At 69.6% G+C, this 2,005-nt stretch carries 1 protein-coding gene and 1 pseudogene; both read left to right on the forward strand.

The window, feature by feature from the left end; genetic code table 11:
• The first annotated feature begins 533 nt into the window (after positions 1–533).
• Complete coding sequence (locus FNH04_RS45415; protein WP_152792062.1) at positions 534–1,523, forward strand: malate dehydrogenase; 990 nt, start codon at positions 534–536, stop codon at positions 1,521–1,523.
• 222 nt (positions 1,524–1,745) lie between these two features.
• Positions 1,746–2,005: pseudogene (locus FNH04_RS45420) on the forward strand (hypothetical protein); the annotation flags it as partial.

Below are 2,005 nucleotides of genomic sequence, written 5' to 3' on the forward strand. Positions count from 1 at the left end.
GAGAGGTGGCGTGCTCCCGTCACCCAAAGTAGTTGCCGTACGGGGGGAATGCCCGCGCCGGACCGGGGCAGGCGGACAGTACCCCCACGGGAGTCCGGCCTGTCCGGGAGATCGACATCCCCCTCCCCGGCCCGGCACCCCCACGGCGGCCGCCTGGTCCCTCTCGGGACAGCGGCCGCCTTTTTCGTGAGTCCTCCGTGCGGGACGCCCTTCTCGTGGGGTCCGTTACGTCCTCGTGGGGTCCGTTACGTCGCACACCCGTTCCCCGGCGTGCGGCACACCGCCCTCCGCGCGGCTGTGTACGAAGCCCCTCCGTGTGGAACCCGTGCAGCTGTGGGACGGGCCACACACACCCGGCCGTACGGGATCCCGGATGCGCGATAGCCTGACCGCTGGATCTCTCTTGACGCCAAGAGATCGATCATTCGTACCCGAGATCGATATCGCGGTGGGCGCCGGTCACGAGCCGCCGCGGGGATCCCGCACCCCGGGGCAGGGACGCCCCAACCGCCAGCTGTCATACGGAGAACGCCATGACCCGCACTCCCGTGAACGTCACCGTCACCGGCGCGGCCGGCCAGATCGGTTACGCCCTGCTCTTCCGCATCGCCTCCGGCCAGCTGCTCGGCGCGGACGTGCCGGTCAAGCTGCGCCTGCTGGAGATCACCCCGGCGCTGAAGGCCGCCGAGGGCACCGCCATGGAGCTCGACGACTGCGCCTTCCCGCTCCTGGCGGGCATCGACATCACGGACGACCCGAACGTGGCCTTCGACGGTGCCAACGTAGGCCTCCTCGTCGGCGCCCGCCCCCGCACCAAGGGCATGGAGCGCGGTGACCTGCTCGAGGCCAACGGCGGCATCTTCAAGCCCCAGGGCAAGGCCATCAACGACCACGCCGCGGACGACGTCAAGATCCTCGTCGTCGGCAACCCGGCCAACACCAACGCACTCATCGCCCAGGCCGCCGCGCCGGACGTCCCGGCCGAGCGCTTCACCGCGATGACCCGCCTCGACCACAACCGCGCGCTGACCCAGCTGTCGAAGAAGACGGGCGTCCCGGTCTCCGAGATCAGGAAGCTCACGATCTGGGGCAACCACTCCGCCACCCAGTACCCGGACATCTTCCACGCCACGGTCGCCGGCAAGAACGCCGCCGAGGTGGTCAACGACGAGAAGTGGCTCGCGGAGGACTTCATCCCGACCGTCGCCAAGCGCGGTGCCGCCATCATCGAGGCCCGTGGCGCCTCCTCGGCCGCCTCCGCCGCCAACGCCGCGATCGACCACGTCTACTCGTGGGTCAACGGCACGGCCGACGGCGACTGGGTCTCCATGGGCATCCCGTCCGACGGCTCCTACGGTGTGCCCGAGGGCCTGATCTCCTCCTTCCCGGTCACCACGAAGGACGGCAAGTACGAGATCGTCCAGGGCCTGGAGATCAACGACTTCTCCCGCGCCCGTATCGACGCCTCGGTGAAGGAGCTGGAGGAGGAGCGCGAGGCGGTCCGCTCCCTCGGCCTGATCTGATTCCGCGGGCACTCTCATCCTCAGGCACTCTCGTCCGCAGGCCCCGGTCCGGGTTTCCCGGCCGGGGCCTGCGGCGTTCCGTGATGCTCCCGTGGCGTGTGTGAGGGGCCGGTACACAGGTACCGCAAGCCAGGTGCCAGTGCCGCCGTGTGCCCTCTATGCTGTTCTGTTACGCATGGCAATCGCGGTGTGACGTACCGTTGTTCGTGTCTCGGGGGAGCAGTGTTGACACAGACGTCCCAGTTACCACAGCAGCCGCAGGCCGGAATACCGGACGAACCCCTCGCGCCGCCGGGCGCGAGCGAGGCGACCCGGTTGATGTGTGCGGGCACCTATCTCGACGCGGCGTACCGCGACGCGGTCATCGAGGAGTTGTACGTCCGCGAGGAGCGCATCGCCGCCCCCTCGCTCGGCCATGACGCGGCCCGCGTCCTGGCCCATGCCCTGCGGGCCCGCCGTATCGAACTGGGGTGGGCGGGCAC

This window comes from Streptomyces phyllanthi (assembly GCF_009377205.1).
GTDB classification, from domain to species: domain Bacteria; phylum Actinomycetota; class Actinomycetes; order Streptomycetales; family Streptomycetaceae; genus Streptomyces; species Streptomyces phyllanthi.

Bases quoted from the DNA above. Each gene is read 5' to 3' on its own strand.
- FNH04_RS45415 (WP_152792062.1), top strand. From the start codon at position 534: ATGACCCGCACTCCCGTGAACGTCACCGTCACCGGCGCGGCCGGCCAG.